The organism is Paracoccus marinaquae (genome assembly GCF_018860165.1).
Taxonomy (GTDB): Bacteria; Pseudomonadota; Alphaproteobacteria; order Rhodobacterales; family Rhodobacteraceae; genus Paracoccus; species Paracoccus marinaquae.
In genome coordinates this window covers 59,632-83,181 of the sequence record NZ_JAHKNG010000001.1, presented here as the reverse complement: position 1 = coordinate 83,181, position 23,550 = coordinate 59,632, and the positions used below count along the sequence as shown (strand labels likewise).

25 protein-coding genes are annotated in these 23,550 nt (G+C 69.1%); 7 read left to right on the top strand and 18 right to left on the bottom strand.

What is annotated here, in order from left to right; all coding sequences use genetic code 11:
* Positions 1 to 131: 131 nt before the first annotated feature.
* Entirely contained in the window at positions 132 to 695 is a 564-nt protein-coding gene (locus KNW02_RS00410) for a L,D-transpeptidase (RefSeq protein WP_216031274.1), read from the bottom strand.
* A gap of 426 nt (positions 696 to 1,121) precedes the next feature.
* Between KNW02_RS00410 and KNW02_RS00405 the strand changes: the two genes are divergently transcribed.
* Complete coding sequence (locus tag KNW02_RS00405; RefSeq protein ID WP_216031273.1) at positions 1,122 to 3,545, top strand: heavy metal translocating P-type ATPase; 2,424 nt, start codon at positions 1,122 to 1,124, stop codon at positions 3,543 to 3,545.
* A complete protein-coding gene (locus KNW02_RS00400) occupies positions 3,542 to 4,225 on the top strand; it encodes an arylesterase (RefSeq protein WP_252733314.1) in 684 nt (227 codons plus the stop codon). The genes KNW02_RS00405 and KNW02_RS00400 overlap by 4 nt, the downstream gene beginning before the upstream one ends.
* Before the next feature lie 28 nt (positions 4,226 to 4,253).
* Here the strand turns inward: KNW02_RS00400 and KNW02_RS00395 are convergent, their stop codons facing one another.
* The 7 genes from KNW02_RS00395 to meaB form a co-directional block, all read right to left on the bottom strand.
* On the bottom strand, positions 4,254 to 4,724 hold the full coding sequence (locus KNW02_RS00395) for a copper chaperone PCu(A)C (RefSeq protein ID WP_216031272.1): 471 nt from the start codon (positions 4,722 to 4,724) through the stop codon (positions 4,254 to 4,256).
* Positions 4,725 to 4,771: 47 nt separating this feature from the next.
* Complete coding sequence (locus KNW02_RS00390) at positions 4,772 to 5,107, bottom strand: hypothetical protein (protein ID WP_216031271.1); 336 nt, start codon at positions 5,105 to 5,107, stop codon at positions 4,772 to 4,774.
* A 19-nt stretch (positions 5,108 to 5,126) separates the two neighbouring features.
* Positions 5,127 to 5,432 carry a divalent-cation tolerance protein CutA gene (cutA, locus tag KNW02_RS00385; RefSeq protein ID WP_216031270.1) on the bottom strand — a complete coding sequence of 102 codons (306 nt, stop codon included), beginning with the start codon at positions 5,430 to 5,432 and terminating at the stop codon, positions 5,127 to 5,129.
* 114 nt (positions 5,433 to 5,546) lie between these two features.
* Positions 5,547 to 5,846 carry a 50S ribosomal protein L28 gene (gene rpmB, locus KNW02_RS00380; RefSeq protein ID WP_216031269.1) on the bottom strand — a complete coding sequence of 100 codons (300 nt, stop codon included), beginning with the start codon at positions 5,844 to 5,846 and terminating at the stop codon, positions 5,547 to 5,549.
* Positions 5,847 to 5,974: 128 nt separating this feature from the next.
* The gene (locus tag KNW02_RS00375; protein WP_216031268.1) at positions 5,975 to 6,724 is read right to left on the bottom strand and encodes an isocitrate lyase/PEP mutase family protein; all 750 of its coding nucleotides are present in this window, start codon (positions 6,722 to 6,724) and stop codon (positions 5,975 to 5,977) included.
* Positions 6,708 to 7,757, bottom strand: a complete 1,050-nt coding sequence (locus KNW02_RS00370; RefSeq protein WP_216031267.1) for a bifunctional transcriptional activator/DNA repair enzyme AdaA — start codon at positions 7,755 to 7,757, stop codon at positions 6,708 to 6,710. The genes KNW02_RS00375 and KNW02_RS00370 overlap by 17 nt, the downstream gene beginning before the upstream one ends.
* Before the next feature lie 80 nt (positions 7,758 to 7,837).
* The gene (gene meaB, locus KNW02_RS00365) at positions 7,838 to 8,806 is read right to left on the bottom strand and encodes a methylmalonyl Co-A mutase-associated GTPase MeaB (protein WP_216031266.1); all 969 of its coding nucleotides are present in this window, start codon (positions 8,804 to 8,806) and stop codon (positions 7,838 to 7,840) included.
* A gap of 179 nt (positions 8,807 to 8,985) precedes the next feature.
* Here meaB and KNW02_RS00360 point away from each other — a divergent pair, with 179 nt between their 5' ends.
* The 5 genes from KNW02_RS00360 (at position 8,986) to KNW02_RS00340 (ending at position 12,977) form a co-directional block, all read left to right on the top strand.
* Positions 8,986 to 9,447, top strand: a complete 462-nt coding sequence (locus tag KNW02_RS00360) for a SoxS protein (RefSeq protein ID WP_216031265.1) — start codon at positions 8,986 to 8,988, stop codon at positions 9,445 to 9,447.
* Positions 9,448 to 9,539: 92 nt separating this feature from the next.
* Positions 9,540 to 9,821, top strand: a complete 282-nt coding sequence (locus KNW02_RS00355) for an ArsR/SmtB family transcription factor (RefSeq protein WP_252733334.1) — start codon at positions 9,540 to 9,542, stop codon at positions 9,819 to 9,821.
* A gap of 147 nt (positions 9,822 to 9,968) precedes the next feature.
* On the top strand, positions 9,969 to 11,261 hold the full coding sequence (gene serS / locus KNW02_RS00350) for a serine--tRNA ligase (RefSeq protein WP_216031263.1): 1,293 nt from the start codon (positions 9,969 to 9,971) through the stop codon (positions 11,259 to 11,261).
* 80 nt (positions 11,262 to 11,341) lie between these two features.
* A complete protein-coding gene (locus KNW02_RS00345; RefSeq protein WP_216031262.1) occupies positions 11,342 to 12,121 on the top strand; it encodes a hypothetical protein in 780 nt (259 codons plus the stop codon).
* Between the two features lie 151 nt (positions 12,122 to 12,272).
* Entirely contained in the window at positions 12,273 to 12,977 is a 705-nt protein-coding gene (locus tag KNW02_RS00340) for an RNase A-like domain-containing protein (RefSeq protein WP_216031261.1), read from the top strand.
* A gap of 20 nt (positions 12,978 to 12,997) precedes the next feature.
* Here KNW02_RS00340 and der read toward each other — a convergent pair whose 3' ends face one another.
* From der to KNW02_RS00290, 10 genes are all read right to left on the bottom strand, one after another.
* Entirely contained in the window at positions 12,998 to 14,482 is a 1,485-nt protein-coding gene (gene der / locus KNW02_RS00335; RefSeq protein ID WP_216031260.1) for a ribosome biogenesis GTPase Der, read from the bottom strand.
* Positions 14,479 to 15,804 (bottom strand): outer membrane protein assembly factor BamB family protein, encoded by a 1,326-nt coding sequence (locus tag KNW02_RS00330; RefSeq protein WP_216031259.1) that lies wholly within the window; start codon positions 15,802 to 15,804, stop codon positions 14,479 to 14,481. The genes der and KNW02_RS00330 overlap by 4 nt, the downstream gene beginning before the upstream one ends.
* 40 nt (positions 15,805 to 15,844) lie before the next feature.
* Positions 15,845 to 16,513, bottom strand: a complete 669-nt coding sequence (locus KNW02_RS00325) for a hypothetical protein (RefSeq protein ID WP_216031258.1) — start codon at positions 16,511 to 16,513, stop codon at positions 15,845 to 15,847.
* Positions 16,514 to 16,737: 224 nt separating this feature from the next.
* Positions 16,738 to 17,337 (bottom strand): superoxide dismutase, encoded by a 600-nt coding sequence (locus KNW02_RS00320; protein ID WP_216031257.1) that lies wholly within the window; start codon positions 17,335 to 17,337, stop codon positions 16,738 to 16,740.
* 285 nt (positions 17,338 to 17,622) lie between these two features.
* Entirely contained in the window at positions 17,623 to 18,141 is a 519-nt protein-coding gene (locus tag KNW02_RS00315) for a sarcosine oxidase subunit gamma (RefSeq protein ID WP_216031256.1), read from the bottom strand.
* Positions 18,134 to 21,064 (bottom strand): sarcosine oxidase subunit alpha family protein, encoded by a 2,931-nt coding sequence (locus tag KNW02_RS00310; protein ID WP_216031255.1) that lies wholly within the window; start codon positions 21,062 to 21,064, stop codon positions 18,134 to 18,136. Before KNW02_RS00310 ends, KNW02_RS00315 begins: the two co-directional genes overlap by 8 nt.
* Positions 21,061 to 21,396, bottom strand: a complete 336-nt coding sequence (locus KNW02_RS00305; protein WP_216031254.1) for a sarcosine oxidase subunit delta — start codon at positions 21,394 to 21,396, stop codon at positions 21,061 to 21,063. The genes KNW02_RS00310 and KNW02_RS00305 overlap by 4 nt, the downstream gene beginning before the upstream one ends.
* Positions 21,397 to 21,732, bottom strand: a complete 336-nt coding sequence (locus KNW02_RS00300; protein WP_216031253.1) for a TfoX/Sxy family protein — start codon at positions 21,730 to 21,732, stop codon at positions 21,397 to 21,399.
* Positions 21,733 to 21,846: 114 nt separating this feature from the next.
* Positions 21,847 to 22,092, bottom strand: a complete 246-nt coding sequence (locus KNW02_RS00295) for a hypothetical protein (protein ID WP_216031252.1) — start codon at positions 22,090 to 22,092, stop codon at positions 21,847 to 21,849.
* 91 nt (positions 22,093 to 22,183) lie between these two features.
* Positions 22,184 to 23,449, bottom strand: a complete 1,266-nt coding sequence (locus KNW02_RS00290; protein ID WP_216031251.1) for a sarcosine oxidase subunit beta family protein — start codon at positions 23,447 to 23,449, stop codon at positions 22,184 to 22,186.
* Between the last annotated feature and the right edge of the window lie 101 nt (positions 23,450 to 23,550).

The following is a 23,550-nucleotide window of genomic DNA, read 5'->3' as shown; positions in this document are numbered from 1 at the left end:
CATCCTCCTGTTGCATCCGACAACAGCCTAAACCCGGAGGCGAACCGGCAGGTTCACAATCGGGCGACCCCGCAGAAAACAACGGCCCCGCCGAAGCGGGGCCTGCAGCAGGTGCCGTCCGGCCGCCCGGATCAGTAAACGTAGACCGGTGTTCCGATCGGAACCTGGTCGAACAGGCTCATCACCGCCTCGTTGCGCATCCGGAGGCAGCCGTTCGAGACCGCACGGCCGATCGAGTTCGGCTCGGTCGTGCCATGGATGCGGATCGCCGTGTCCTGCCCCTTGGCGTTGTAGAGATACAGCGCCCGCGCGCCCAGCGGATTGGTCGGCCCGCCCGGCATGCCATTGGCGTATTTCGCGTATTGGCCCGGATTGCGCTTGATCATGTCCTGCGTCGGGGTCCAACTGGGCCATTCGACCTTGCGCCCGATGGTGGCGCGGCCCTTCCAGACCAGTTCGTCCTTGCCGACGGCAACGCCGTAGCGGACCGCCTTGCCGGGCGCGATGACGTGGTAGAGGAAGAAATCCCTGCTGACCACGACGATGCTGCCAACCTCGAAATCGTTCCGGATCGCAACCTCGGTGGGGGCATAGGGATCGCGCGCCTTGGCCGGGGCCGGCGCCGCCTGCGCAAGGGCAAGCGACGGGGCGGCGATCAGCGGCAAGGCCAGCGACATCATCTGACGACGGTTCATGCTTCGATTGTCCTGTATACTGTCCGTATCGTTCTGTGCTGCGCAAAATACCGGACAGCATGGCGGTCATGCAACTCAAGAGACCGTATGGGCGACGTTTCCACTTGAATATGGCGGCAATCGGCCACATTTCTCGGGCCATGGCTCAGGCGAACCATCCCCGAACGGGCGGCTGCCCTCGCAGAACGCCCCGCAAACCCGCCAGACGGGCAGCGCATCTGTGCCGCGCCCGTGGCGACCGCGCCTGTCGATGCCATGTTGCTGCACGGCCGGATCTGGCCCGGCCGGTGCTGCGGCCCGAACGGCTGCGCAGCAACCGGGCGCGCATGCAGCCGCAGCTTCCCAAGGCGCCGCCAGCCCGACCACAGGCGCCACCGCTCTTCCCGACCATGCAGCATCCATATGGCATGATCAGGGAGAACGGACATGACCTCAGCCACTGAACTCGACCTTACCATTCCCGGCATCAGCTGCGCCTCTTGCGCGGCCCGTGTCGAACGCGCCCTCGCCCCGCTGACCGGCGTCAGCGACATCAGCGTGAACCCCGTCACCAAGCGCGCCCATCTGCGCCTGGAGGGCGCGGCCCTGCCGCAGATCGACGCGGCGCTGAGCGAGGCGGGCTATCCGCCCGAACTGACCACGACCCGGCTTGAGATCGAGGGCATGAGTTGCTCGTCCTGCGTCGGCCGGGTCGAACGCGCGCTGAGCGCCCGCCCGGACGTGACCGAGGCGGTCGTCAACCTCGTCACGCACAGCGCCAGCATCACCCATGCCCCCGGCGTCAGCCCCGAGGCGCTGGCCGAAACCGTCAGTGCCATCGGCTATCCCGCCCGGCCCGTCATCGCCGATTCCGCCCCTGCCCCGCATGATCACGGCGACGAGGCGCGCGAATTGCGCCGTCAGTTCCTGCTGGCATTGCTGCTGACCCTGCCGCTGTTTCTGGTCGAGATGGGCAGTCACCTGGTTCCCGGCCTGCATCACTGGGTCAGCGGGCTGATCGGCACGCGGGCGTTGTGGGTCGCGGAAATGGTCCTGACGGCGGCCGTTCTGGCCGGACCGGGGCGGCGCTTCTTCACCGTCGGCCTGCCCGCCCTGCTGCGCGGCGCACCCGAGATGAACAGCCTCGTGGCCCTCGGCTCGGGTGCCGCATTCCTCTATTCGGCGGCGGTGACGATCATGCCCGGGATCGTGCCCGAAGGATCGCGCTTCGTCTATTTCGAGGCCGCGGCGGTCATCGTGACGCTGATCCTGATGGGGCGCTGGCTCGAGGCGCGCGCCAAGGGCCAGGCCGGCGAGGCGATCCGGCGGCTGATCGAACTGGCCCCGGACCATGCCACCGTCCTGCGCGATGGCGAGCCGGTCGAGGTTCCCGTCGCCGAACTGGCCAGGGGCGACCTGATCCGCCTCGCCCCGGGCGAGCGTGTGGCCGTCGATGGTGTCATCACCGAGGGCCGCGGCCATATCGACGAATCCATGCTGACCGGGGAACCGGTCCCGGCTGTCAAGCAGCCGGGCGATGCCGTCACCGGCGGCACGGTGAACGGCCAGGCCGCGCTGACCTATCAGGTCACTGCGACCGGTGGGGACACCGCGCTTTCGCGGATCGTGGCGATGGTCGAGGCAGCGCAGGCGACCAAGCTGCCGGTGCAGGCGCTGGTCGATCGCATCACCCGGGTCTTCGTGCCGGCGGTGATGGCGCTTGCCGCGCTGACCTTCCTTCTGTGGCTGGGCTTCGGGCCGGGGCTGGCCGAGGCGGTCGTCGCCGCGGTCGCGGTCCTGATCATCGCCTGTCCCTGTGCCATGGGGCTGGCGGTGCCGGTCTCGATCATGGTCGGCACCGGGCGCGGGGCCGAACTGGGCGTGCTGTTCCGGCGCGGCGACGCGCTGCAACGGCTGGCCGAGGCCGAAACCGTGGCCTTCGACAAGACCGGCACGCTGACGCTTGGCCATCCGCAACTGGTCGATCTGTGGGTCGAGGGCATAGCCGAGGATGAGGCCCTGCGTCTGGCGGCCGGCGCCGAGACACGGTCGGAACACCCGCTGGCCGCCGCCATCGTCCGGGCGGCGCAGGACCGCGGCCTGACGCCGCCCGAGGCGGCCGATGTGACCGCTGCCGCCGGGCTGGGGCTGACCGCCCGGGTCGAGGATCAGGACCTGCTGATCGGCAACCGCGCGGCGCTGGAAGGGGCCGGGCTGACCCTGAAACCGACCCTCGCCGTGCGCGCCGAAAGGGCCGCGGCCGAAGGCGCCACGCCGGTGCATCTTGCCGCCGGCGGGCGGCATGTGGCCAGCTTTGCCCTGGCCGATCCCGAACGCCCCGAAGCCGCGGGCACAATCCGCGCCCTGCATGATCTGGGCCTGTCGACCACCATGCTGTCCGGCGACATGCCAGCCACGGCGCAGGCGGTCGGTGGCCGGCTGGGCATCGACGAGGTGCAGGGCGGGCTGCGCCCCGAGGACAAGCTGGTTGCGATCCGGGCCATGGGCGAGCGGACCGTCTTCGTCGGCGACGGCATCAACGACGCTCCGGCACTGGCCGCCGCAGGCACCGGCATCGCCATCGGCAGCGGCACCGATATCGCCATCGAATCGGCGGACGCGGTGCTGATGTCGGGCGATCCCTCGGGCGTGGTCCGCGCCATCCGCCTGTCGCGGGCGGTGATGCGCAATATCCGCGAGAACCTGTTCTGGGCCTTCGCCTACAACACCGCGCTGATCCCGGTGGCGATGGGGGTGCTGGTGCCCTTCGGCGGCCCGCAGCTGTCACCGATGCTGGGCGCAGGCGCGATGGCGCTGTCCTCGGTCTTCGTGGTCGGCAACGCGCTGCGCCTGCGGCGGGCGGCATCATGATCGCGCGCCGCCGCCTGCTGGCGCTTGCCGCACTGACGCTGGCCACCCGAGGCATCACGCAGGCCATGGCAGAGGCGACGGGGGATCCTGCTCCACCGCGTCTGCTGGCACTCGGCGACAGCCTGACCGGGGGATCGGGGCTTGAGCCCCGTGACGGGCTGGTGCCGGTCCTGTCGGACTGGCTGGCCGCGCGCGGGCGCAGGGTCGAGATCCTGAATGCCGGCGAGGCGGGCGATACCACCTCGGGCGGCCGCGACCGCATCGACAGGCTGTTGGACCAGAATGTCGATGCGGTCATGGTCGAACTGGGCGGCAACGACATGCTGATGGGCCTTGGCCCCGAACAGGCCGAGGCCAATCTGGACGCGATCCTGAGCCGCGCCGGCGCGAACGGACGCCCGGTCCTGCTGGTCGGCATCCAGGCCCCGCCCGGCGACGCGGCCTGGCGGCAGGCCTGGGCCGAGCTTTGGCCGCGCCTTGCCGGGCAGCATGAGGTGGTGCTGCTGCCCGATCTCTATGCCCCGCTTGTCGCGCTGCCGGCCGATGAACTGGCGCAGATGCTGCAGCGGGACGGTCTGCATCCGTCCGCGAAAGGCGTGCGGCTGATCGTCGAGGCACTGGGCCCGAAGGTCGAGACGCTGCTGGGGCAGTTGGACGATACCGCCGCGGCCGCGGAATGATCCGTGGCCGCGGCGGGGCCGGCAGGGATCAATGCCCCTGCATCGCCCCTTCGCCCGTCCCGCCGGCAGGCTGCGGCATCCGCTGATTGTCGACCGGAACCTCGACGGTTTCGGTCCCGCAATCGCCGAAATCCAGCGTCAGCGGGATCATGTCGCCATCCTTCAGCGGCTGCTTGACGCCCATGAACATGACGTGGTCGCCGCCACGCTGCAACGCGTGGCTGGCATAGGGGGCGATCTCGATCGGCTCCTCGATCCTGATCATCTTCATCACGCCATCCACCTCGCGGGTGGTGTGCAGTTCAACCCGCTCGGCCACGTCCGAGGCGACGCCGACAAGGCTGCAATCCACGTCGCGGTGGTTGCTCAGCACCATGAAGGCGGCACCGGTTACGGGGTTGGCGCTGCGCGCATAGGCGTCCGAGACACCCACCCCGTCATGCGCCATCGCGCCCACGGGTATCAGGGCCGCCAGGGCGGCAAATATCGTCGTTTTCATGATTTGGTCACTTTGTTCGGAATTGACGGACAGTTCTCTATCGGATGTCACGCCAGTCCCGGGGGCGCGCGGGCGATGGCCCGCGGCGGATCGAAGGTCAGGACGGCCCGGTCATGCGTTCCCGCGGCAAGGCGCTGCGGCACCGGAGGCGGGGTGGACGCGGCATCCGCGGACAGCACCGCCGCCAGCAGCGACAGGGCCATGTCCGGGCAGAGATGCGCCGGGCCGGCAGGCCGGCCGTCCGCCGCCTGCGTGACGACAATGGCCTCGCCCGTGCACAGCACGATCCGGCCATCTATCTGCACGATCCCGCGCGCGGCCCCCAACCCGATGCTGGTCAGCATCAGGCAGAGGATCAGGGCAAGGCGGGCGATCGCTTTCATGAAGGGCAGCATGGCGCGATCAGCGCGTCTCTGTCTGCAACCATTCGGTCGCAGTCGCGGTCGTACCGACGGCCTCCCACCAGATGACCGGCAGGTCATAGGGATGCAGCCGGCCGATCAGATCGACCAGTGCTTCGCGGCGCGCTTCGGTGGTCTTGAAGGCAAGTTGCAGTTCCGGCTCCTCGTCGATTCGGCCCTGCCAGTGAAACAGGCTGACGATGCCGGGGGTGATATTGGCGCAGGCCGCCAGCCTCTGCTCCAGCGCCTGCCGCGCCAGCCTGCGGGCGCAATCGAGATCGGGGCAGGTGGTGGTCACATGCAGCATGGCGGGCCTTTCCTTGCCCGGTCTATAGCCGCAGGATGACGGCCGTGACAAGCCGGCGCCCGAAACGCGAAAGCCCCGCCGAAGCGGGGCATGGCGCAGGGCTGCGGCAGGCGATCAGGCCTGCAGTTCGGCCGGGCCTTCCTTCTTGGCGATCTCGCGCTTGATCTTCAGCGCGCGGTCCGACAGGTCGGAATCCTTCGCCTTGGCCAGAAACGCGTCCAGACCGCCACGGTGATCGACCGAGCGCAGGGCAGCGGCCGAGATGCGCAGCGAATAGCCGCGGCCCATCTTTTCCGAGGTCAGGGTGACATCGTTCAGGTTCGGCAGGAACCGGCGACGGGTCTTGTTGTTGGCGTGGCTGACATTGTTCCCGGTCATCGGGCCTTTGCCGGTCAGTTCGCAGACGCGCGACATGGTTCTTATCCTTCGTCTCAAGCTTCGAGGGCGTCCCCGGCGGGTGGGTGCGGCCCAATGTGAAAAGGCGCCGCGAGGCAGCGCCCGGAATACCGTTCGCGGGTGGTTACAGCGAGGACGCGGCGGCGTCAAGCCCCCGGCCGGACCTGTTCGGCCGCCGCCGCCTCGAGTGCCGCCATGGCCGCACGCCATGGAAACGGGCCAAAGCTGATGCGGGCGACCTGCAAACCCGCCAGATCGGCGATCGAGGGGGCCGCGGGCGAGGCCATGATGTTCACCGGCAAGGGACAATCGCGACACAGCGCGCCGATCAGGCCGGGATCGGTCAGCCCCGGCGCGAAAAAGCCGTCTGCCCCGGCTTCGGCATAGCGCGCGGCCCGCTGCAGCGCCTCGGGCAGCAGGGCGGCGTGATCCGGGGCGGGATTCTGCAGGAACAGGTCGGTGCGGGCATTGATGAAGAGCCCGGTCCGTTTCCGGATGGCCGCGATTCGCATGGCATGATCGGCGGCGGACCGGATGCCCCGTTCGGGCGGGATCCCGTCTTCCAGATTGATCCCGGCGACGCCCAAGCTCGCCAGCCGCAGGGCATTCGCGGCCACGCCATCCGGGCTGGTCGCATAGCCCGCCTCGAAATCGACGCTCAGCGGCAGGTCGGACGCGGCGCGGATCCGCTCCACCACGGTCAGCAGCAGATCCAGCGGCACCGCCTCGCCGTCAGGATAGCCAAGCGCCCCGGCAACCGCGGCACTGCCGGTCGCCAGCGCCACGGCACCGGCGCGCGCGACCGCCACGGCCGAACCCGCGTCCCAGATATTGTAGAGGATCAGCGGCCGGCCGGGGCGGTGCAGGGCGCGAAAGGCGTCAGGCGGCATAGGCATGTTCCACCTCGATCAGCTTTTCCTTGCGCCACAGCCCACCGGCATAGCCGGTCAGGCTGCCATCGGCGCCGATGACGCGGTGGCAGGGCACCACCAGCGCGATCCGGTTGGTGGCATTGGCACGGGCCACGGCACGGGTCGCGGTGGGCTGGCCGATCTCGGCAGCAAGCCCGGCATAGCTGCGCGTCTCGCCCGCCGGGATGGTGCGCAATCGCTGCCAGACCCGGCGCTGAAACTCGGTCCCGTGCAACGCGACGGGCACCGAGAAACGCGGCTGGCGGCCGGCGAAATAGGCCGCAAGCTCGGTCTCGACCTGGTCGGTCACGGCGCTGCGGCCCAGCCCGATGCGGCCATCGACATGGCCCGACAGCTTGTGCAGCCCCTCGGGCAGGGCCTTGCGGTCGATGAATTCCAGGAGGTGCAGCGCCGCATCATCGGCGATGGCGATCATCCCGCCCAGCGGCGTGTCGATCCAGTCGGCGCGCAGATCCGCCCCGCCCCGCATGCGGTGCGGCGGATGGCCGAAAAGCCGCGCGAAGGCGTTGCGAAAGCCCGAGGCCGAATCGAAGCCCGCATCCAGTTGCGCCTCGATCATCGCCGCCCCCTTCGTCAGTGTCTGCATTCCGCCGCGCAGACGCGCCGCCCGCGCCATCTGCAGGAAGCTCTGCCCGAAATGCCGCCGGAAGGCCCGGCGCACGGTCGAGGGGTCAAGCCCCATCGCCAGCAGGTCGCCCTCGGTCCAGCGCCGGGCCGGATCCTCGTCCAGCAGCGCCGTCAGGCGTGTCACCACCTTGTCGCCCTCGGCCGTCGGGCCAAGCGGCCAGCAGCGCCGGCAGGGCCGGAAGCCGGCGACCTGCGCGGCGCGCGGATCGCTGAACCACCGGCAATTCTCGGGGCGCGGCTTGCGGGCGGGACAGGTCAGGCGGCAAAAGATGCCGGTCGTGGTGACGCCGACATAGGCGCGCCCCTCATAGGCGGGGTCGCGCGCCAGAAGCGCGGCGTAAAGCGTCTCGGCTGCGGGCAGATCAAGCATGGCTTCGTCCTTTGTCATGCCTTCTTCTACCTGATTCGGGCGCGCTTCGGGGCGCGAAATCGGGCGTCTATTCCGCCCCTTCAGTCATGGGCATCCAGATGGTCCAGCACTTCGGCGGCGGCGGCGCCGGGGGCGATCTGGCCCGAAGCCACCGCATCCCCCAATTGCTGAAGCCAGGCCTTCACCTCGGGCCGGTCGAGCCGGGCCAGAAGACCGGCGCGCAACTCGGCCATGAACCAGTGGCGGGCCTGCGCCGCCCGGCTGGCGTCGAAATGGCCCTGTCCGCGCCGCCAGGCCATCAGCGCCTGCATCTCGGCCCAGGCCTGGTCCAGCCCCTCTCCGGTCGTGGCCGAGACCGGCAGCGCCTTGGGGAATCCCGCCGGGTCCTGCGCCCGTTTCCGCAGCAGCCGCAGCGCGCCCGCATAATCGGCCACGGTGCGCCGCGCCGTCGCCAAGAGATCGCCATCGGCCTTGTTCACCAGGATCAGGTCGGCCATTTCCATGATGCCGCGCTTGACGCCCTGCAATTCGTCGCCCCCCGCCGGCGCCAGCAGCAGCACGAACAGGTCCGACATCTCGGCCACCAGCGTCTCGGACTGGCCGACGCCGACCGTCTCGATCAGCACCACGTCATAGCCTGCCGCCTCGCACAGCCGGACAGCCTCACGCGTGCGGCGGGCGACACCGCCCAGTTCAGCGCTTGAGGGGGTGGGGCGGATGAAGGCGTTGGGGTCGCGCGACAGATGCTCCATCCGGGTCTTGTCGCCAAGGATCGAGCCGCCCGAGCGCGCCGATGAGGGATCGACGGCCAGCACTGCGACCTTCAGCCCCTGCCCGGTCAGCATCAGGCCGAAGGCCTCGATGAAGGTGGATTTGCCGACGCCGGGGGTGCCCGACAGCCCGATCCGCAGCGCCTGCCGGTCGGGCAGCCGCGACAGCAACTCGACCGCCCGGGCGCGGTGATCGGCGCGGGTCGATTCAATCAGCGTGATGGCCCGCGACAGCGCGCGTCGGTCGCCCCGGATCAGCGGTTCCAGAAGATCTGTCATGTCACCCCGCAGGAAACGAGGGCCGGCCGCCCACGGGACCCGTGGATATGTGCCCCGGGGCGGATTGCCAAGGGCAACCGGGACCGGGCCGGCGGCGCCCCCGCGCTTGTCCGTTCCGCGCGGGATAACTAGATAGCGGGAATCGTGATATGATTGCAGCCCCGGAGGGAGTTCTGCCGATGCCATCTGCCGTCCCCAGACGGTCCGTTCTGCTGACAGGCGCGGCGGCGCTGGCCGGCGGGCTTGCGGCCTTCGGGCCGGGGCCGGTTCTGGCCATCGAAGCCTCGCACATCGCGCCGGACCGGATCGACTGGCGGGTCGCGCCGATGCGGCTGCTGATGGTCGAGGCGAGGGACTGCGACGAAAGCGCCGCCTGGCGGCGCCAGATCGGCGGCGGCTACGCAGCCTCGCCCGTGGGTCGGGCAGCACCGTTGCTGCTGGTGGATTTCGGCGGCCCCTGGCCCGATGGCATCGTGCTGGGCCGCCGTCCGAATGTGACACCGACCTTCGTTCTTTTGCGCAGGGGGATGGAACTGGACCGGATTGAGGGCTATCCGGGCGAGCAGTTCTTTTATCCCCGGGTCGCGGCGATGCTGCGGAAGGCGGGGACAGGGGTCGAGGGAGGGAGGTCTGGCGGATGACGCGGCTTGAACGAGAGGCGGGTATTGCCGCCGGACCATATACCCGCGCGCAAACCTCTGACGGCGATTGCAGCACGATCCCCGCCGACGACATGATGCAACGCGCCACCGAAGCCTCTGCCTTCCTGAAGGCGCTGGCGCATGAGGGGCGGATGATGATCCTCTGCCATCTGTCGGCGGGCGAGAAGACGGTGACCGAGCTGGAAAACCTGCTTGGCCAGCGACAGGCCGCGGTCAGCCAGCAACTTGCCCGGCTGCGCGCCGAGGGGCTGGTCAGTTGCCGGCGCGACGGCAAGGCGCGGCTCTATTCGGTTGCGGATCCGCGCGCGGCCGAAGTCGTCGGGCTGATGTATCGTCTGTTCTGCGCCGGCTGAGCATGGGCCCCGGGAAACCGGTGCATGGCCGCACCGCCTGAGCCCGCCGCAGCGGGATATTTCCGCATCGAAGGCCGGCACGGGCTTTTGTCGCCCCGCGCCTTGCGCTAGTCAGTCGGCGACTGAACCTGCTGACCGGTGACTGCCATGCATGACATTCGCGCCATTCGTGAAAATCCCGAAGGCTTCGATGCCGCCCTGAAACGGCGCGGCGGCGAGGCCTTGTCGGGCCAGCTTCTGTCGCTGGACGCCGAGCGGCGCGGCAAGATCTCGGCCGCCGAGACGGCGCAGGCCGAACAGAACCGCGCCAGCAAGGAGGTCGGCGCCGCCAAGGGTCGGGGCGACGAGGCCGAATTTCAGCGCCTGCGCGCATTGGTGGCCGAGACGAAGGCGGATATCGCCCGGATGCAGGCCGAGGCGGCGATGCTGGACGGGCGGCTGCGCGAGATGCTGATGGGGATTCCCAACCTGCCGCTGGACTCGGTGCCGGACGGGGCCGACGAGGACGACAATGTCGAATTGAAACGCTGGGGCCAGCCGCGCGGCTTCGACTTTGCCCCGGTCGAGCATTTCGAGATCGCCGGCGTCAGGCCCGGCATGGATTTCGAAACCGCCGCCAAGCTGTCGGGCAGCCGCTTCGTGATGCTGAAAGGCGCGGTGGCGCGCATCCACCGCGCCCTGGCGCAGTTCATGATCGACCTGCACATCACCCGTCACGGGCTGGACGAGACCTGGAGTCCGGTCCTGGTGCTGGAGGACATGATGGTCGGGACCGGCCAGTTGCCGAAATTCGGCGAGGACAGCTATCAGACGCGCGAGGGTTACTGGCTGATCCCCACGGCCGAGGTGACGCTGACCAACACGGTCCATGGCGATCTGGTCGATCAGGCCAGCCTGCCGCGGCGCATGGTCGCGCATAGCCAGTGCTTCCGCTCGGAAGCCGGCAGCGCCGGGCGCGACACCACCGGCATGCTGCGCCAGCACCAGTTCGAGAAGGTCGAGATGGTCTCGATCACCGATGCCGAAAGCGGACTTGCCGAACACGCGCGGATGACCGGCTGCGCCGAAGCCGTGCTGGAGGCGCTGGATCTGCCCTACCGGACCATTGTGCTGTGCACCGGCGACATGGGCTTCGGGGCGCGCATCACCCATGACATCGAGGTCTGGCTGCCCGGTCAGGACAAGTATCGCGAGATCAGCAGCGTCAGCTATTGCGGCGATTTCCAGGCCCGGAGGATGAATGCCCGCTATCGCCCCGAGGGTGGCGGCAAGCCGGAATTCGTCCATACGCTGAACGGATCGGGGCTGGCGGTCGGCCGCGCCCTGATCGCCGTGCTTGAGAACGGGCAGCAGGCGGATGGCGCGGTCGATCTGCCCGCCGCATTGCATCCCTACCTGGGCGGGGCAACGCGGCTGACGGCCGAGGGCGTACTGGCCTGATTGCCGGCGCCGGGGCGGCCAGCCCGCCACCCCGCGCCCGGTGGTGGAAACCGCCGCCGCCCGGCCGGCGTTGCAGCTTCATGGCACGGTCTGGCAACCTGATCCATGTCGCCGCGACGGCGGCATTCATCGTCGGCGGCATCGCATTCGCGCTTGATCCGCAGAGCGAGGCACAGCTTGCCGCGCTGAACGGGCATGGCGGGGTGATGCTGACGCTGGACCCCAGGGCCATCCTGCCGCTGGACGAGCCGAACCTGACCTATCTGTTCCTCAATCCCGCCAACCCGGTGATGTGGGCGCTGCTGGTCGCGCTGTGGATCCTGCTGGCGCTTGATGCTGCCGGCCAGTGGCTGGACCCGTCCGATGCCGGTCTGCGGCAGTGGCTGCACGGCCCCTCTGCCGGGCAGCCGGCCTGGCCGCCGCTGGCCATGGCGCTGGCGCTGACGGCGATCTGGCCCTGGTTTCTGGCACCGGCGCCCTGGATCGCCGCCGCCGGCGCCACCGCTGCCGCCGGCGCCGCCTTCGTCGCCGCCCTGCGCGGCAGCGGCCAGAGACGGCCGACGATCGGCTTTTTCGCCGGATGGAGCCTCGCCGTCGCCGCTGCCGCCAATGCGATCCCGCTTGCCCGCGCCATTGGCCTGCCGATGACGCAGGTGGCGATCCTGACCATGCTTCCGACCGCGATCCTCGGGGTCGCTGCCCAGTTGCGGATCGGGCGGGAGATCGGCTTTTCGATCGCCGTGATCTGGGCCTTCTGCGGCGTTGCGGCAACGACGATGGGCGTCGATCCGGTGATCGCCCTTGCCGCGATCCTCGGCATCGCGGCCATGGCCGGCGTCCTCGTCAGCGTCGCCACATGAACGGCAGGCGGCATGTCGCGCCGGAGGGCCAGCCGGGCGACAAAGGCCGGGCAGATGTCCGGCCTTGCGCTCAAGACCCTTTATCGGTTGCCGAAGGTCATCTAAAAGATGTTTTGTATTCATCGTAATCAATCGAAAGGCGATCAAGCCCATGAAGCATCCTGCCGTCGCACGAAAGCCTGCGCAGCGTCGGGCCGCCACCCGTGCCCGGGGCCTCGCGGCTGCGGGTCCCGGCCATGACCGCCTGGTCACGCTGCAGCAGGCCGCGGATGCCGGCAGCCCGGTCGCCCGGCTGATGGCACTGCAGCAGGCGGCAGGGCCGTTGCAGCTTGCCCGCGGCGGCCTGGTCACCGCGCATGGCCGGACCTACAAGAAAAAGGACAAGCAGCGGCGCGAGGCGGAAAAGGTCGAGAAAACGCTGGACAAGCAGTTGCACGATTGGGTTGACGGCTACGGACATGCCGAAGAACGGCATGCGGGGCGAACCACGCAACAATTGGACGACCGCAACATTCCACTGGCCACGACCTTCGAGACCCGCGACGATCTGTTCCGTGCAGCCAAGGACGTGATCACGGTCAACGAACAAAAGATCAATCACTGGTTCGAGAACAGCGAGGAGGACCGTCTGTCCATGTGGTCCTATCGGCCGGACGAGGTCGAGGTCCGCGGCCGGCGCAAACAGAAGCGCCCGGACTGGCACCAATACGCCAACCCCATGCCGCCGCATCCCGGCCATGCGAATGTCGACCCGGACGAGTTGCCCTATATCGTTGCGATCTTCGACCGCGATTCCTGGAACGGCAACCCCATGGGGCTGATCACCTGCTTCCCCTCGGAGACGACCCCGCACTGATCCGGCGGGCAAGCCGGGGTTCAGCCGCCCTTCGGCTTCTGCCGGTTCTTGTGCTTTGACAGCGCACCCGACTGGCTGATCTTCTTCGCCTTCTCGCGATAGGGATTGTCGGCCCCCTGATCGCGGAAGAACAGCCGGATCGGCGTGCCCGGCATGTCGAAATCGCTTCGCAATCCGTTGACCAGATAGCGCTGATAGCTGTCGGGGATCTTGTCGGTATGGGTCGCCTTGACGATGAAGGCCGGCGGCCGGGTCTTCACCTGCGTCATGTAGCGCAGCCGGATCCGCCGCCCGCCCGGCGCCGGCGGCGGGTGGCTTTCGGTCATCGCCTCCAGCCAGCGGTTCAACCGCGCGGTCGAGACGCGGCGGTTCCACACCTCATGCGCCTTCAGGACCGCCGCATGCAGCCGGTCCAGCCCCTTGCCGGTGCGCGCCGAGACGGTCACCAGCGGCGCCCCCTTCAACTGCGGCAGCAGGCGCTCGAAATTCGCGCGAAGCTCGTTCAGCTTCTGTGGCTTTTCCTCTTCCAGATCCCATTTGTTGGCGGCGACGACGACCGCCCTGCCCTCGCTTTCGGCGAAATCGGCGATGCGCAGATCCTGCTGCTCGAAGGGAATGGCCACGTCCAGAAGCACCACCACCACTTCGGCGAAACGCACCGCCCGCAGGCCATCCGCGACGGACAGTTTTTCCACCTTGTCGGTGACCTTGGCGCGCTTGCGCATCCCCGCCGTGTCGAAGATCCGCATCGGCGTGCCCATGAAATCAGCCGTCACGCTGATCGAATCGCGGGTGATGCCGGCCTCGGGGCCGGTCAGCAGCCGGTCCTCGCCGATGATCTTGTTGATCAGCGTCGATTTTCCGGCATTCGGCCGGCCGATCACCGCCAGTTGCAGCGGACGGGCCGCGGAGGGGCGCCAGTCCTCGGCCCCCTCGCCGCTTTCGGCGTCCTCGTCCGAAAGGTCGACATCCGTCTCGGCCGCAATCGGTGCCGGGCGCTCGGCCTCGATCCGTCCGGCCAGCGGCGCCAGCACGGCATAGAGATCGTCCATGCCCTCGCCATGTTCGGCCGAGATGCGCAGGGGCTCGCCGAGGCCAAGTGCGAAGGCCTCCATCGCGCCGGCCTCGCCGGCACGGCCCTCGGCCTTGTTAGCGGCAAGCACGACGTGCCGGGCGCGGCGGCGCAGGATATCGGCGAAATATTCGTCCGCCGCGGTCACGCCGGCGCGGGCATCGATCACGAACAGGCAGATATCGGCCTCGTCCACGGCGCGCTCGGTCAGGCGCCGCATGCGGCCCTGAAGGCTGTCATCCTCGGCCATTTCCAGCCCGGCGCTGTCGATCACCACGAAGCGCAGATCGCCCAGCCGGCCCGCCCCTTCCCGCAGGTCGCGGGTCACGCCGGGCTGGTCATCGACCAGTGCCAGCTTCCTGCCGACGAGACGGTTGAACAGGGTCGACTTGCCCACATTGGGGCGGCCGACAATGGCGAGGGTAAAGCTCATCGGAAGGCGAGAAGCTGGCCGTCGCGCGACAGCACATAGAGGGTCCGGCCGGCCACGACCGGTGCCGAGGCAGCACCGCCCGGGATCGCCGCCTGTCCGACCAGCCCGCCCGAGGCCGGATCGAAGACCCGCAGCACCCCGTCGGACGAGGCGACGAACAGCCGTCCCCCGGCCAGAACCGGCCCGTAATGGGCATGGATGCGATCCTGCCGCTTGACCTTCTCATCGGTGTAATAGGGCAGCTCGACCCGCCAGATCACCCCGCCGGTCGCGGCATCGAGACGGATCAGTTCCGCCTGTTCGTTGACCGCGAAGACCGAGCCGCCGGCCACCGCGACCGGGCCGTTCGCGCCATCGCGCGACGACCAGGCCTCGAGGCCCGTGCCCATGTCGATGGCGTTGATGCGGCCGGCCGAGGTGCCGCCATAGACCACGCCGTTCGAGATCACCGGATCGCCGGTCATGTCGCGGACCGCGGTGATCGCGCGGCCGACGCGGCTGCCGGCGATTTCGGCCACCCATTGCGTCAGGCCGGTTTCGGTATCCGCGGCCAGCAACTGGTCCGAGGAGAAGGGGAAGACGACGGTGCTGCCCTGAACCGCCGGCACCGAGACGCCCATGACGCCCGAGGGCGAGGTCAGGCCAGAGGTCTGCCACAGCACCCGGCCATCGCTGGCGCGCACCGCCCAGCCGACATTGTTGCGCGCGGCGACATAGACCGTGCCATTGGCTGCGGCCGGGCCACCGCCGACCGGCGCCTCGACCCGTTGCCGCCAGAGGATGCGGCCCGAGGCGGCGTCCAGCGCCACCAGGTCGCCGAACCCGGTGGTGGCGAAGACCCGCCCGGCATCATAGGCCACGCCGCCGCCCGAGGCGCTGTTGGCGTTTTCAAGCGCCGGGGTCAGATCGGTCGACCATGCGCTTGCGCCCGACAGCGTGGTCGCGGTCACCCGCGCACGGCTGTCGAGGGTGAACACCAGCCCCGCGCCGACGACCGGGTCGGCCGCGATCCGGTGGCGGCGGTCGTTGCCCTCGCCGATGCGGTTCGACCAGACCAGCGTGGTGCCGGTCCCAAGCGCGACATGGCCCGGCTGATGCGCCGCGTTACCCGCGCGATGGGTCCATTCGCCGTTCACCTGCGGCGCCGGCAGGGCCAGCGCCCTCGGGCCGACCGGGGCCGGACCTTCCAGCACCGTTTCGCCGGGCGTGAGCGCCGCCAGCGGATCGAGCCTCTCGCCCGGCAGAATCACCTCGCGCTCGCCGCAGGCCGACAGGCTCAACGCGGCCGCAAGGGCCAAGGTCAGTCGCAGCGTGGCGGTCATCCTCGCCTCTCCCTCGTCTTCGTCATCAGCCGGTCTTGGATCAGCCGGCTTGAACTTCTTCGGCGGGCTCGGTCTCGAACCCGAGCGCGATCATCATCTCGGACAGGCGAAGGCGCAAGGCTTCGCTCAGCCCCTCCTTCTTCTGGATCTGGCGAATCAGCATGGCGGCATCGTCGCGGCGGCCCGCCTCGATCAGCGCCACGACCTTCTGTTCCAGCGCCAGCAGCTCGAACGGCGCGCCGGCGCGCGACAGCCGCGTCAACACCGCGTCGCGTTCGGCCGGGTCCATCGCCGGGCCGTTCAGCATCACCAGCTTCAGGTCGGCCAGTTCCTGCAGCAGCGCCCCGGCATCGCCCGCGGCGATCACGCCTTCAAGGGCATCGGCGGCGGCCTCGGTGCCGCCCTTTTCGACCCAGCCGGCCGAGGCCAGCAGGCCAGCCAGCGCCGCCCGCCCCTCGGAATCGCCGGTCTCGACCTTCAGGATCGCGGCCGGATCGCCCGTGGCCTCGGCGGTCAGCACGGCGTCGCCCCAGGCCTCGGCCTCGGCACGCTCGCGCGCCTGCGCGTATTCGCGCCAGGTCACGCCGCCGACAAGCAACAGGATCAGCGCCAGCCCGATCCAGCCATAGCGGCGGAACAGCCCGAACATCCGGTCGCGGCGCAGATCCTCGGTGACCTCGTCGATGAAGCTGTCATTTTCGTGGGCCATCGGCGCCTTCCGCAGTTTTTCCGTCGCAGGCAGTCATATACCGCGCCAACGGGGATTGCCAATGCCGCCGGTCAACGGCCGGCAATCAGCCCGGTCCGGTCTGGACCGGACAGCCGATTCCGCCTGGCGTCGTCATGGCGGCCCTCGCCGGGGGTGAGAGAAGAAAGAAAAAGCCTGCCGGAAGCTGGTTCCGGCAGGCCCGATCCCCGGTCACATCGCCGGACTTACAGCCGCGAGGCGACGTTTTCCCAGTTCACCAGCTTGTCGAGGAAGTTCGTCAGGTAAGCCGGGCGCTTGTTGCGGAAGTCGATGTAATAGGAATGTTCCCACACGTCGCAGCCCAAAAGCGCGGTCTGGCCGAAGCAGAGCGGGTTCACGCCGTTCTCGGTCTTGGTGACCTTCAGGCTGCCGTCGCCGTCCTTGACCAGCCAGCACCAGCCCGAGCCGAACTGCGCGGCACCGGCGGCGGCGAAATCTTCCTTGAACTTGTCGACCGAGCCGAAGGATTCGGTCAGCGCCTTTTCCAGCTCGCCGGGCATGGCGCCGGGATTGGGGCCCATCATTTCCCAGAACTGGGTGTGGTTCCAGTGCTGGCTGGCATTGTTGAAGATGCCGTTCTGGGCGACCGCGCCGGACTGGTAGGTGCCCTTGACGATATCCTCCAGCGACTTGCCTTCCCATTCGGTGCCGGCGACCAGCTTGTTGCCGTTGTCGACATAGGCCTTGTGGTGGAGGTCGTGGTGGAATTCCAGCGTTTCCCTGGACATGCCGCCGGCGGCCAGCGCGTCATGGGCATAGGGAAGATCGGGAAGAGTGAAAGCCATTTTCCTGTCCTTTCTGAAAGGGTGAACCTCCGCGTCGGGCGCACAGTCCCGCATTCGCCGGGCCAGCGCAAGGGGGCGAGGCTGGTTCCCGGCGCGGGGCGAGGCGACAGGCCGTCCCCGACGGGGGCAAAGCTGTTGCGGGGCGGCGGGCGTTGCGGCGCGCAACGGAAATGACGGCAGGCACGGTCCGCCCCGCAATTGCCGGGTTTTTCGCCGCACGACCCGTACACCGGGGCTGCACAGCCCGTGCACAGGCTGTACACCGCGTGCGCACGCCCTGTTGCGTCAGCGCGGGGCCAGCTGGCTGCCGGGCAGGGCCGCGTTCCTCAGGATCAGGTCCAGATACTGGGCGGTCGAGCGGAATCCGATCAGGCGGAAGCCGCCCTCGATGCGCCAGAAGGCGGCGGCAGTCTGGGCCGCGCGCGAGCGGCGCAACCCGTCCGCGGGCAGCGCGTCCAGATCGGCGGGGCTGAGCTTGGCGATCACGTCGCCGGCATGGGGGCCGGTCAGGTCGAAGACCGCGCGCGCATCCGAGACATCGACGACCAGCGCATGTTCGCCCGTCAGCGCCCCGGTCAGCGCGGCGATCGCGGCGCCGGTCTCGGCCGCAGGCAGGATCAGCAGCAACTCATCCGGCGACATCCAGCCGAGGCTGCGGCTGCCATCCGAGGTGATGCGGGTCACGCCGGGGATGGCGAGGCCCGCGGCCTCGGCGATGGCATCGCCCGAGCGGTCCAGATCGGCGCGGATGGTCACCATGCCGAACCCGTCGCGGCGGGTGATGGTGGCGAGTGCGTCAGCCATTCAACCGGCCTCCTTCCCTGTCGTAGAAGACCGGGTCGCAGATCCGGCCCTGCATCACCTCGCCCGAGGGCAGCGGAAAATCCAGCACCTGCCCCATCCGTTCCGGTCCGTGGCGGACCAGCGCCATGGCGATGGGCCGGTCCAGCGTCGGCGAATGATAGCTGGAGGTCACGCGCCCCTGCATCTTGCGCTGGCCATTGGCATTGCTGCCCGCGTCCACCGCATAGGCGCCATCGGGGATGACCCGGCCATCGAGGCTTTCCAGCCCCACAAGCTGCCAGCGGGCGCGGTCGGTCATGAAGCTGCGGGACTGGGCGCGCTTGCCGATATAATCCGCCTTCTTTTTCGAGATTGCCCAGCCAAGCCCCAGATCCTGCGGGATGATCGTACCGTCGGTTTCATCCCCGATCATGATGAAACCTTTTTCCGCGCGCATCACATGCATGGCCTCGGTGCCGTAGGGGGTGATGCCCATGTCGTGCCCGGCCTCGTGCAGCCTTTCCCACAGGTCCAGCCCGCGCCCGGCCGGCACCGCGATCTCGTAGCTGAGTTCGCCCGAGAAGCTGATCCGGTAGATCCGGGCGGGGATGCCGGCGACCTCGCCCTCGGCCCATTGCATGAAGGGCAAGGCCTGCTGCGAAAGGTCGATGCTGCCGGGCAGCCGCTCCAGCAACGCGCGCGCCTTCGGGCCGGCGACGGCGATCTGGGCATATTGCTCGGTCAGGTTGGCGGTATAGACCTGCCAGTCCCACCATTCGCATTGCAGCCAGTCCTCCATGTGGCCGTGGATCCGCTCGGCCCCGCCGGTGGTGGTGTGGCAGAGCCAGCTATCCTCGGTCAGGCGCGCGACCACGCCGTCATCCATCAGGAAACCGTTCTCGCTGCACATCAGCCCATAGCGGCATTTGCCGACCGGCAGCGTGGACATCATGTTGGTATAGAGCATGTCGAGGAAACGTCCGGCATCCGGCCCCCTGACCACGATCTTGCCGAGGGTCGAGGCGTCGAGCGTGCCCACGCCCTTGCGCACCGCGAGGATTTCGCGGTTGACAGCGGCGTGGCGATCCTCGCCCGCGCGGGGATAGCTGTAGGGGCGGCGCCACTGGCCCACTGGCTCCCACGCGGCGCCGTTGCGGGCGTGCCAGTCATGGATCGGCGTGCGGCGCAGCGGCTGGAAGGCGTCGCCGCGCGCATCCGCCGCGATGGTCGCCAGCGTCAGCGGCGTGTAGGGCGGGCGGAAGGTGGTGGTGCCGGTCTGCGGGATCGGCTGGCTCAGGGCCTCGGACAGCACCGCAAGGCCGTTGATATTGCTGAGCTTGCCCTGATCGGTGGCCATGCCCAGCGTGGTATATCGCTTGGTATGTTCGACCGAGGCATAGCCTTCGCGGGCGGCCAGCTGCACGTCCGAGACCTTCACATCGTTCTGGAAATCCAGCCACATCTTGCTGCGCAGCTTGTAGGGCGCGTTCTGCGGCATGCACCAGACCGGCATGGTCGCGTCCTCGGCCCGTTCCAGATCGCCGGCGCAGCGCAGATCGCCATTGGCGGCGCCGGTGGCGGTGACATTGCCCTGCCCGTCCGCGCCCAGCGGCGGCCGGGCGGGATCGGGGCGGAACATCGCCTCGGCCTCGTCCCAGATCAGCTTGCCGCCGCAATGGCTGTAGAGATGCACGACCGGCGACCAGCCGCCCGACATGGCGACCACATCACAGTCGATCGCGCCCGTGGGCCTGCCCTCGCCCGACTGGTCGCAATGGATGACGCCCTCGACATGGCGGCCGCCCCTGACCCGGGCAATGCCGGTTCCGGTCAGGACCGGGATGTTGGCGGCGCGGGCGGCCTGCGCCAGATCGCCCCCGGCACGCGGCCGGGCGTCGATGATGGCGGCGACCTCGAGCCCCGCCTCCTGCGCGATCAGCGCGGTGCGATAGGCGTCGTCGTTATTGGTGACGACCACGAGGCGCCGGCCCGGCGCGACGCCGTAATCGAGGATGAAGTCGCGCACCGCCGAGGCCAGCATCACCCCCGGCACATCGTTCATGGCGAAGGAGAGCGGGCGTTCCAGCGCGCCGGTCGCGGTGACGACCTGGCGCGCTCGGATCCGCCACAGCCGCTGGCGCGGGATGCCCTGATCGGGGTCGTGATCGGCCAGCGCCTCGCGCGCCAGCAGATAGCCGTGATCGTAGAGGCCGGTGGCCATGCAGTTGCGGCGCAGGGTGACATTCGGCCGGGCGCCGAGATCGGCCAGAAGCGCCTCGATCCGCGCCTGCCCGTCCCGGTGATCGACCGGCGTGCGCCCGCCCCAGACCGGCCCTTGTTCGAGGACCAGCACCCGGCCGCCCGCCCGGGCCGCCTCGCGCGCCGCCGTCAGCCCGGCGATGCCGCCGCCGACGACCACGGTCTCGGTATGGGCATAGGCCTGTTCATAGCGGTCGGGATCGGGATCGCTCGGCGCCCGGCCAAGCCCGGCGCTGTGGCGGATGACCGGCTCGAACAGGTGTTTCCAGAAGGCGCGCGGATGGATGAAGGTCTTGTAGTAGAAGCCGGCCGGGAACATCGGCGACAGCCAGCCGTTCACCGCGCCGATATCGGCATCGAGCGAGGGCCAGCAGTTCTGGCTCTGCATCACCATGCCGGACAGCAGGGCGGTGGTGGTGGCGCGCTGGTTCGGCTCGAACCGGCCGCCCTGGCCGAGACCGAAAAGCGCGTTGGGTTCCTCGGCGCCCGAGGCGAGGGGGCCGCGCGGGCGGTGATACTTGAAGGACCGGCCCATCATCATCTGGCCATTGGCCAGCAGCGCCGAGGCCAGCGTGTCGCCCTGCAGCCCGCGCAGGTGGCGGCCGTCGAAGCGGAACGGGATCTGCCGGGCGCGGTCGATCAGGCGGCCGCCGCGAGCGAGGCGAAAGGAAGGCGTGTGGGTCATTCGGCTTGCGTCCAGTGGGGTTGCCAGTCGGGGCGGGCGCGGCGGATCGCGGCGACGATCTGCGCGGGCGGGTGCGGGGTCTGGGCGCTGTAGGTGCCGAAGACCTGCAGGGTGGCGGTGTCGCGGGCGGCGAGGAACCACTTGCCGCAGCCATGGGCGTGGCGCCAGCGTTCGAAATGCACGCCGCGGGGGTTCCTGCGGGCGAAGAGATAGGCCTCGAACGCCGCGTCCGAGCCGCCGGGGCCGATGCGTTCCAGATGCGCCTCGCCGCCCGGGTGAAGCTCGGTTTCCTCGGCGGTGACGCCGCAACAGGGGCAGGTCAGGATCAGCATTCAGGCATCCTTGGGCGGGAGGGTGGAGACATGGGCCAGCGCCATCGCGGCGAGGCGTCGGCGGATGCCGTCATCGGAGAGCAGCGGGCCGGACAGCCACAGAAAGCCGGGTCTGGCGCGGCCGCCCTGCGACATCGGCTGGGTGCCGGGCAGGGTCAGGGCATCGGCCTCGGCCGCGCGGCCGACGCGGAACATCGCCCGCCCGGCGCGCGCGGCGCCCAGCATGTTGCCGTTCAGAAGAAAGCACCAGCCGCCGAACATGGCCCGGCCGGACAGGCTGCCCGGATGGCCGAAATCCTCGGCCAGCTGCGCCTCGAGACCGGGATCGCGGGTCATGGCCTGCGCCCCGCGCAGGCGAAGGCCGGGGACAGCCCGCCCCCGGTCTTCGGTGGATGGGCATGGGTGCCCCGGGACAGGGCCGCCTGCGCCACAGCCCCGGGACGGGCCGGCCTAGTTCGAGGCCGGTGCGGGTTCGCCTTCGACCGGGGCCGGCTCGGCCTCGGCAGGTGCGGGTTCTGCAGGCGCGGGTTCTGCGGGTGCGGGCTCGGCGGGCGCGCTGGTCGCATCGCCGGCCGGGGCCGCCGTGTCGGTCGCAACATCCCCGTCGCCGCCCATGAAGAAAAACAGCAGCGCGACGACGACCACGACCGCGCCGATGATGAGATAGAGTCGATTGTTACCGGTTCCGTTCGCCATGACGATTCCTTTCGCGAAGCGAGGTCACGGCAAGGCAATTCGCGCCATGTGGCGCGGGTTCCGGCATTTTCGGGCATCGGCGGAACCATGCTCAGTGGGCCACGCCGGCGGCGACGGATTCGTCGACGAAACGCCCCTCGCGGAAGCGGTTCAGCCCGAATTCGGCCGCCAGCGGGCCGGGCCGGCCATTGGCGATCAGTTCGGCCATGGCCCAGCCCGAGCCGGGGATCGCCTTGAAGCCGCCGGTGCCCCAGCCGCAATTGACGAAGATGCCGCCGACCGGCGTGGCCGACAGGATCGGCGAGCGGTCGCCGGTCATGTCCACGATCCCGCCCCATTGCCGCAGCATCTTGAGCCGCGAGATCATCGGGAAGGTTTCGACCAGCGCGCGGACGGTTTCCTCGACATGGTGCCACGATCCCCGCTGGGTGAAGTTGTTGAAGCCGTCGGTGCCGCCGCCGATCACCATCTCGCCCTTGTCGGATTGCGACAGGTAGCCATGCACGGTGTTGGCCATCACCACGACATCCATGCAGGGCTTGACCGGCTCGCTGACCAGCGCCTGCAGGGCGACGCTTTCGATCGGCAGGCGAAAGCCGGCCATGTCGGCCAGTTGCGAGGAATGGCCGGCGACGACCAGCGCCAGCCTGTCGCAGCCGATCCGGCCCTTGCCGGTATTGACGGCGCGGACCTGCCCGGCCTCGGTCTCGATACCGGTGACCTCGCAGTTCTGGATGATATGCATGCCCATGTCGGAACAGGCCCGGGCATAGCCCCAGGCCACCGCGTCATGGCGCGCCGTGCCGCCGCGCGGCTGGTAGAGCCCGCCAAGCACCGGATAGCGCGGCCCGTCCAGATTGATGATCGGCACCAGTTCCTTGACCCGGGCCGGCTCGATCCATTCGGTCGTGACACCCTGCAGGTGATTGGCATAGACGGTGCGCCGGTAGCCCCTGACCTCGTGTTCGGTCTGGGCCAGCATGATCAGCCCGCGCGGGCTGAACATGACGTTGTAGTTCAGGTCCTGCGACAGGTTCTCGTAAAGCTTCAGCGCCTTGTCGTAGATCGCCGCGGACGGGTCCTGCAGGTAGTTGCTGCGGATGATGGTGGTGTTGCGGCCGGTATTGCCGCCGCCGAGCCAGCCCTTCTCGATCACCGCGACATCGGTGATGCCGAAGTTGCGGCCCAGGTAATAGGCCGTCGCCAGCCCGTGACCGCCGGCGCCGACGATCACCACCTTGTAGCGGTCGCGCGGCTCGGGGCTGGCCCAGGCGCGCGCCCAGCCCCGATGCTGGCGCAGGGCCTCGCGCGCGATGGCGAATACGGAATAGCGGCCTGAACGCGTCGCAGTCGGCATGAGGAACCCCCGGCTCTGATCGCGGTCAGAATGGCCGGGTGTCCCGCCCCGCTCAAGGCATGATGCGGCAGATCGGGGCAAAATGCGACATGCCGCGCAGC